This window comes from Flavobacteriales bacterium, from assembly GCA_013001705.1.
GTDB lineage: Bacteria > Bacteroidota > Bacteroidia > Flavobacteriales_D > JABDKJ01 > JABDLZ01.
This window is the reverse complement of sequence record JABDLZ010000041.1, coordinates 1-7,518: the sequence shown is the minus strand read 5'-3', so window position 1 is coordinate 7,518 and position 7,518 is coordinate 1. Positions and strand designations below refer to the sequence as shown.

The 7,518-nt window shown below is 48.4% G+C and carries 6 protein-coding genes; 5 read left to right on the top strand and 1 reads right to left on the bottom strand.

Annotated elements, in window-relative coordinates; genetic code table 11:
- On the top strand, positions 1–337 hold a 337-nt coding region (locus HKN79_01360), incomplete at its 5' end, for an aminoacetone oxidase family FAD-binding enzyme (protein ID NNC82197.1).
- On the opposite strand, the gene HKN79_01355 is transcribed toward HKN79_01360, so the two are convergent.
- Positions 338–2,773 (bottom strand): TonB-dependent receptor, encoded by a 2,436-nt coding sequence (locus HKN79_01355; protein NNC82196.1) that lies wholly within the window; start codon positions 2,771–2,773, stop codon positions 338–340. It lies immediately after the preceding gene.
- Positions 2,774–2,985: 212 nt separating this feature from the next.
- Between HKN79_01355 and HKN79_01350 the strand changes: the two genes are divergently transcribed.
- From HKN79_01350 to HKN79_01335, 4 genes are all read left to right on the top strand, one after another.
- Positions 2,986–4,092, top strand: a complete 1,107-nt coding sequence (locus HKN79_01350; GenBank protein ID NNC82195.1) for a hypothetical protein — start codon at positions 2,986–2,988, stop codon at positions 4,090–4,092.
- Between the two features lie 55 nt (positions 4,093–4,147).
- Positions 4,148–6,115, top strand: a complete 1,968-nt coding sequence (locus HKN79_01345; protein NNC82194.1) for a T9SS type A sorting domain-containing protein — start codon at positions 4,148–4,150, stop codon at positions 6,113–6,115.
- Between the two features lie 125 nt (positions 6,116–6,240).
- Complete coding sequence (locus HKN79_01340) at positions 6,241–6,969, top strand: hypothetical protein (protein NNC82193.1); 729 nt, start codon at positions 6,241–6,243, stop codon at positions 6,967–6,969.
- The coding region (locus HKN79_01335; protein NNC82192.1) for a phosphoadenylyl-sulfate reductase at positions 6,966–7,518 on the top strand (553 nt) is incomplete at its 3' end. The genes HKN79_01340 and HKN79_01335, both read left to right, overlap by 4 nt.

Below are 7,518 nucleotides of genomic sequence, written 5' to 3'. Positions count from 1 at the left end.
GGCAAGAAGACTCTGGGAACGCTTCTGCTATATGGCCAAGCTATATGATGCCAATTGGGCCAGTCTCTCACGGGAACAGATGGATCGATTTGTGGAGTACCTAACCGCATCTACGTTCGAGGTGGACGGAAAGAGTACATTCAAAGAAGAGTTCGTGACCTGTGGTGGAATCGATCGAAAGCAGGTCGATTTCCGCACCATGGAAAGCAAATTACACTCCGGGCTCTATTTCGCAGGTGAGGTCATCGATATCGATGCCATCACAGGAGGCTTCAATTTCCAGGCTGCATGGACGGAGGCAGTCATTGCTGCCGAGGCTATATCACAGCAAGTCTGATCACTGGATCCTACTCCTCTCCTCCTCGGTAGCAGTTTTACGTTTCCTGCTCGCTTTCAATTCCGGATTTCCAAAATTATACGTGAGATTCAGCCGCAGTTGCCTGCTCTCCCATTGACCACCCCCTGTGATGGGTAAGTTATTGAATTCTCCAGCCGCTCTCCACGGACTGGTATAGAAGATATCCGATATCGATAGACTGGCACTGAGCTTCTTGTCAAAGAATTTTCGCTGCAAGGCCATATCCAATGAGCCCAGAGGCTCAGTTACGAATGTCCCGCCCCAAATAGAGCGTGTGTTGAACCAGCCGGATACCTCGAAGCGCCAGTCCTTAGGCATCTTGAAGGTATTCTGCCCATAGAAATTGAAAGTGGACTGATTCAGCGGATTGAATTTGGGATCGATAGAGGTATAGCTCGTATTGTAAAATGTCGCACTGAAGTATACACTCCACCAATTATTTACATCGAAGGGGTAGCTCACATTCACCGACCAGACTTCTTCATCGGCCACATTGCGTTCTTGGATATAGGAAGGTTGCAGATCTCCAAATGTTCCACCTGCGGCCAAGGTATCTGTGACCTGGGCAAAGAAATCCTCCACATAGGTATAACTCACTGACGTGGTCAATCGATAATTGAAGGTGTGCGATAAGCGCACATTGTGGGTGTAATTAGGCTGTAGGAACGGATTTCCTTGACGGAAGCCTAGCTCATTGAGCCTGTATTGGAAGGGATTGAGAGATTCATAATTGGGCCTATTGATCCTGCGGCTATAGTTCAATCCCACAGAGTTCTTCTGATTGACCTGATAGGTCACCCCACCACTGGGGAACCAGTTGAGATATTCACGCACGACCAGACTGTCTTCTGACTGCTGGGTAGCGAATAGTTCTCCAGTGGAATGCGTGTTCTCAGCCCTCAGTCCGAATTGATAGCTCCATTTGTCATTCCTGTAGGAATAGTTGAAATAGGCTGCCAGCACTTCTTCCGTGTACTCGAAATCATTGCTCCGCTCAGGCTGGAATTGCAAGTCGCCTTCTATCTCTTGGAAGAACCCGAATGAATTCACAGTGGTCACTTCAGACCCCTTGAATCCCAGTCCGAGTTTCCCATTCCACAGATCCTGCTCATAGTCGGCTTTGAGCGAGAGGATGTCAATGGATAAAGGTGTCTCCATGCGATAGATGAACTCGGAGAGCAGCTCGGATTCCTCGCGGTTGAAGTATCGATTGGGCTGATCGGATACACGCTCATTATTATGGAATCCATAGTCCAGGTCCACATTCAGAGAGTGGCCAAGAGTGTCTTCAAATCGATAGTTGGCATTGAAATATGCGTTGTCCGAAGTGTATTCATCGATGGTCTCCGCACGTAACAAGGCCTCAGTAGCATCTTCACTACTAGCAATGATCTCGGTCGTGCTGCGATTATGCGAACCACCATCACTATAATTCCCTGTGACTATCACACCGAACGTGCTCTTGGTAGTAGCAAATATGTCCAGACCTGCTTTCAGGTTGTGATTGTTGAAATTCCTGACATTCCGTGAGTTCTCGAAATACACCTGATCATCGATCTGCTGTCTGAAGTTCATCGCATTGAAGGTCTCTCCCATGCGATTGCTGTACGTTGCATAGAGATTGGTCTTTCGCGTGCGATTGTTGATGGAGACAGAACTGTTGCCCTTCAGATACTCCCAGTAGCCCAAGCCCAAGCTAGCACTACCGTTGGTTCCATAGCGCTTGTCTCTTTTGAGTTTGATATTGATGATGCCCCCGGTGCCCTGCGCATCGTATTTAGATGATGGCTGCGTGATGATCTCTATAGACTCTATGTCACTGGCCTGGATCGAGCGTAGATAATTCACCAGGTCATCACCGGTAAGCACACTGGGTTTGCCATCGATCCAAATCTGGACTCCGCTTTTTCCTTCTACAATGACATTGTCATTGTTGTCCACGATAACCCCGGGTGAGCGCCTGAGCAGTTCGAATCCACTCAGACCGGCAGTACCTCCCACGTTCTCAACATTGAATACAGTCTTATCTGCCATAACCTCTATCATGGGTTTTTCAGCCGTGACGGTGACCGCATCCAGACTGACAGCCTCTGATTCCATGATGATAGGCTCTATGGTGATGTCTTCTCCGTTGATCTTTAACTGATCGGAATCATAGCGCCTGAATCCCACATAGGTGACCGAGAGAAAATAGTCACCTTGAGGAACATTGTTCATAGCAAATCCACCATTCACATCCGTAGTAGTGGCCTTGACCAAGCTACTATCCGATATCTGAGAGAGTATGATAGAAGCGAATGGGACACCCTCATTGATATCTGAGCGTACCTCCCCCTTAATCTTGGCTTCTTGAGCATGGACCCAGATTCCGGAGGATATAAATATGGCGATACAGAGAGACTTCAGCGTTCGCATAGGATCATTGATGGTTTGGACGTCAAAGCTGAGAATTAAATGCGACCACTCCAATACAGATCGTTCCAACGGATGAAATCCCATATCAGTGGTCAGGGGGTCAGATTACCCTGTCAGCATCCCAAGTTTTGACCGTATGCAGGTGCTTTTCAGGGTGACGAGCGACCCTAAAATGCCTAATTTCGAGACGCTTTGAAAGCACGATTGCGCTCATGCAGATGACCATCTACCGACTGTCTTTCCTGATCATTGTCTTCACATGCTTGGTTTCATGTACCAAAGAAGATGAGGACCCACTGCCTAGCCCAGATATCATCGAGGAAGTGTCGGTCGATCTGGATGCTGTGCCTTACGCCCAGCTTTCCGACTATCATTTCTTCCAAGGAGCTCTCAAAGACTTGGAGAATCATCCTCGGGTCCTACCTTATGATCTCATCTCTCCCCTCTTTACCGATTACGCTAAGAAGAGTCGCTTCATTTGGATGCCAGAAGGGCTTTCTGCAGAATATTCTTCGGATGGTCAGATACTGGACTTTCCAGTAGGCACAGTGATCATCAAGACCTTCTACTACGACCATGTCCTTCCTGAAGACGAACGAAAGAACCTCGAGACCCGCTTGCTCATCCACAAGGAGGACGGATGGATCTTCGCTGAATATGTCTGGAATGATGACCAGACCGAGGCTCCTTTGGATACACAAGGAGATTTCATTCCTGTAGAATTCATCGATGACAACGGTGTGACACGCTCCATCGACTACCGCTTACCCAGTATGGATGGAGGTGAGTGCTTGGTCTGCCATAAAAAGGACGGACTACCGATCCCTATCGGTCCCAAACCACAGAATCTGAACAAACTCTACGATTACACCAATGGTGCGATGAATCAATTGGATAAATGGAAAGAGATCGGATACCTGGATGATTCAACACCTATCCCAAGCGCTGCCCATACAGTCGTCAATTGGAAGAATGAGGCGTTGGACCTCGAACTCAGAGTGCGATCCTATATCGATATCAATTGCGGTCACTGCCATGCTGAAGGAAGCCACTGCGATTATCGACCCATGCGATTCGCATTCAGTGAGACGGGTAGCGAAGAGAATCTGGGAATCTGTGTAGAACCTGATGAGTATCTTGGAGCCGGACAAACGCACATTGTATCATCAGGAAACATCGGACGGTCCATGCTCTACTACCGATTCAGCAGCACGGATGAAGCTGTGAGAATGCCTTTATTGGGCCGCAGTATAGTTCATGATGAAGCTCTTGAAATGATCGTAGAGTGGATCGAATCCCTAGACCCTCCATGTGATTGAAAACCATTAATTGAAACCATCAATACCTATTATGAAACACCTTCTACTATTTCTGATGATCTGCTTCTTATGGTCATCACAATACGCACAGGATGATTGTGCCAGTGCATTAGCCATCCAAGCCGGCCTGCACACCGTGACGCTAGTGGACGGTACAGAAGTACCACAGCCGATATGTGCAGCCAATGGTGACGGTGCCGACAACGGAGAGTGGTATACCTACACTCCTACGGAAGACTACACAGTGACCGTGACTTCCGATCTCGCTCAGAATGAGGGAATAGATACCCGGTTCCATGTATACACTGGTGAATGCGGCAACCTGACCTGCTGGAGCGGGGATGATGATAATGGATCGGTCTATCTGAGTATAGCATCATTCCAAGTATTGCAAGGTGTCACCTACACCATCGCATGGGATGACCGATGGAGTGACTCAGGATTCGATTTCGAGTTGATCGAGAATGACCCGATCGAGTCTCCAGTGTCCTTCGTTCCTCAGAATATCGACTTGGCAGGAAGTGGCCTAGCTGTGGTGGATATGAATAATGACGGCTTGGATGACGTACTTGGTGTGAGCGGGAGCACTTTGAATATCCATCACCAACAAACAGACGGCACCCTGCTCAGTACTACTGTGATCACTCCCGATCCCGATTTCAGTCCATCATGGAGCCTAGCAGCGGGCGACCTGGATGCCAATGGAATGACCGACCTACTGTATGGTGGTGGTAGTGGAGTGACCATCATGATTGCTAATGAAGATGGAACTGGATTCACAGAGATATCAGGTCCTGAATATGTCTTCTCCCAGCGATCCAACATGGTCGATATCAATAACGATGGCAATTTGGACGCATTTGTATGCCATGACGTACAGCCCAACGTATACTACCTAAATGACGGAAATGGCAACTTCACATATTACCAAGGAGGTCTAGGTGAGACACCGGATGGAGGGAACTATGGGTCGGTATGGATCGACTTCGATAATGACCATGACATCGATATGTTCATCGCTAAATGTCGTGGTGGTGATTCTCCTGCCAATATCAATCAATTACACCGCAATCTAGGAGGTGGGGTCTATGAAGAGATTGCTGCTGATTTCGGACTGGCAGACAATGTGCAGACCTGGTCCAGCGCATGGGGTGATTTTGACAATGATGGCGATATGGACGCACTCGTAGGTGCAAGCTCTACCGTCAACGGTTCGCATAAACTCATGCGTAATGGAGGTTCCATCTTCACCGATGTGACCGAAGGAAGCGGATTCGATACGGCCTCGGGCACTGGAATCGAGAATTGTACTCAGGACTTCAACAACGATGGCTACTTGGATGTACTGGGCGTAGGTGGAAATCTCATGCTAAACAATGGCGATATGACATTCACAGAAGTCGATGTGCCTATCGGCAATGGACCCATCGGTGATCTGGACAATAATGGCTTCCTCGATGTACTCAATGGATCCAATGTCTTTTTCAATCAAGGGAATAACAACAACTGGCTCAAAGTACATCTACAAGGCGTACAGAGTAATCGAGATGGCATAGGTGCCCGGGTGGAAGTGACCAGTGCTTTGGGAACACAGATAAGAGACATCCGCTCTGGAGAAGGATTCAGATACATGAGTAGCTTGACCGCACACTTTGGAATTGCAGAAGACACCGAGATAGATCAAGTGGTGGTCCACTGGCCTTCGGGTGCTATGGATGTCATAGAGAATCCGGGCATCAACACTACCATGGTGGTCGTAGAGGGCATGACTACTGGATTGGAAGAACTATCTAATGCTTCTTTCCAAATCTATCCGAGTCCAGCCGAGGATTTCATTCGAATAGATACAGAGCTTCCACTGAGCAATCAGCAAGTCAGCATCTTGGATATCAAAGGAACTCAGATCATCAACACTTCCTTGAATTCTGGCAGGGTGGATGTCTCTACTCTTTCGAGCGGACAGTATATGATTCGTATCTGGACGACAGAGGGACCACTCGAGCAGAGCTTTATCAAGAAATAGAGCGTAGGAACATAACCTATTCAAGCCCCGGTCTATCCGGGGCTTTTTTATTGGGGTCCATTATGTTTACTTTGATCTCCGCTGTGGTCCAGAATTCCTACCCATATCTGTTTCTCCTCTGCTCTATGCTGCTGGCATCCTGTGTCAGTTATCTCCCACCCTCCTCCTTGCATCATGATATGGTGATCAATCGGCATGCGGTCATCGAGGATAGTCTGACTACCCGCTCCAGAATCGCCTATGCTGAAGTACATGGGCTGACCTCTGGATATCACCATCGCAGAGACCCGGAGATGGAAGACAATCGAGCGGCCTCATTGCGATCTGGTATCTCACAGGCCGATTCGCTGCAGTCTTTTGGATTCTCCGTAGGCCTGACCAACGGCCACATGTACGATGATGATGGGAATCGCTATCGTCATCGGAATCTCATCTTCAGAGGTTCCTATGCCTATGATTTCCATGATGGGCCCTGGAATGGACACATTGTCAAAGTCCAATTGGCAGGCAGCCGTGGCTTCGGTCGTTATCAGAGCCTCTTGGCAGAGAACTTTGAAGAACGTGACCGCTACAATCTCGCTATGGCAGATGATAGATGGCTATTCAGCTTCGGTCTGGGAAGCCAGTTCTTCTATGACTTCTCCTCCCCTCATGATGTGGGACTGGGCTTATTCTTCATTCACTCGACCGATCTACAGAAGGAAGGATTCCATGCCGAATACTTCAACATGACCTTGGACTATGTCTTCCAAGACCGCTATTCCTTTACTCTAGGTGGCATGATGGACGCGCGATTCACACCCCGGGGCGAGACCCTCTATCTAGGGCTGGGTTATATCTATTCGTTCCAATGAAGGAGAAGGAGATTTTTGAGCATCTCGCGCGATTCCAGGCAGAAGGAAAGAGCCTATTCGTCACGTCATCTTTCCAGACGCATAGCATCCCACTCTTGCATCTGCTCAGCCGATTTGACAAACAGATACCCATTTACTGCATACAGACAGGATACCTTTTCCCAGAGACATTGACATTTCGCGATGAAGTCGCTGAGATGTTGAACATGCAGGTCATAGACATCCGTTCGGCCGTGGCCAAGATCCATCAACGCGATACAGAGGGTAATCTGCTCTTCACCTCTGATCCAGACCGCTGTTGTTATCTGAATAAGGTACAGCCCATGGAGTCCATCCTATCACAACATGACATCTGGATCAATGGAGTACGTGCCTCACAGAATACCAATCGGGCCCAGATGCGCTTGATGCAGGATGCTGGTTTTGGATGTGAGCGTTTCCATCCCCTGCTCTACTGGACCGACAAGGACATCTATCAGTATCGTATGGCACATGACCTGCCCGAACACCCTTTGGAGCAAAAAGGCTATTTCAGCATAGGCTGTGAAC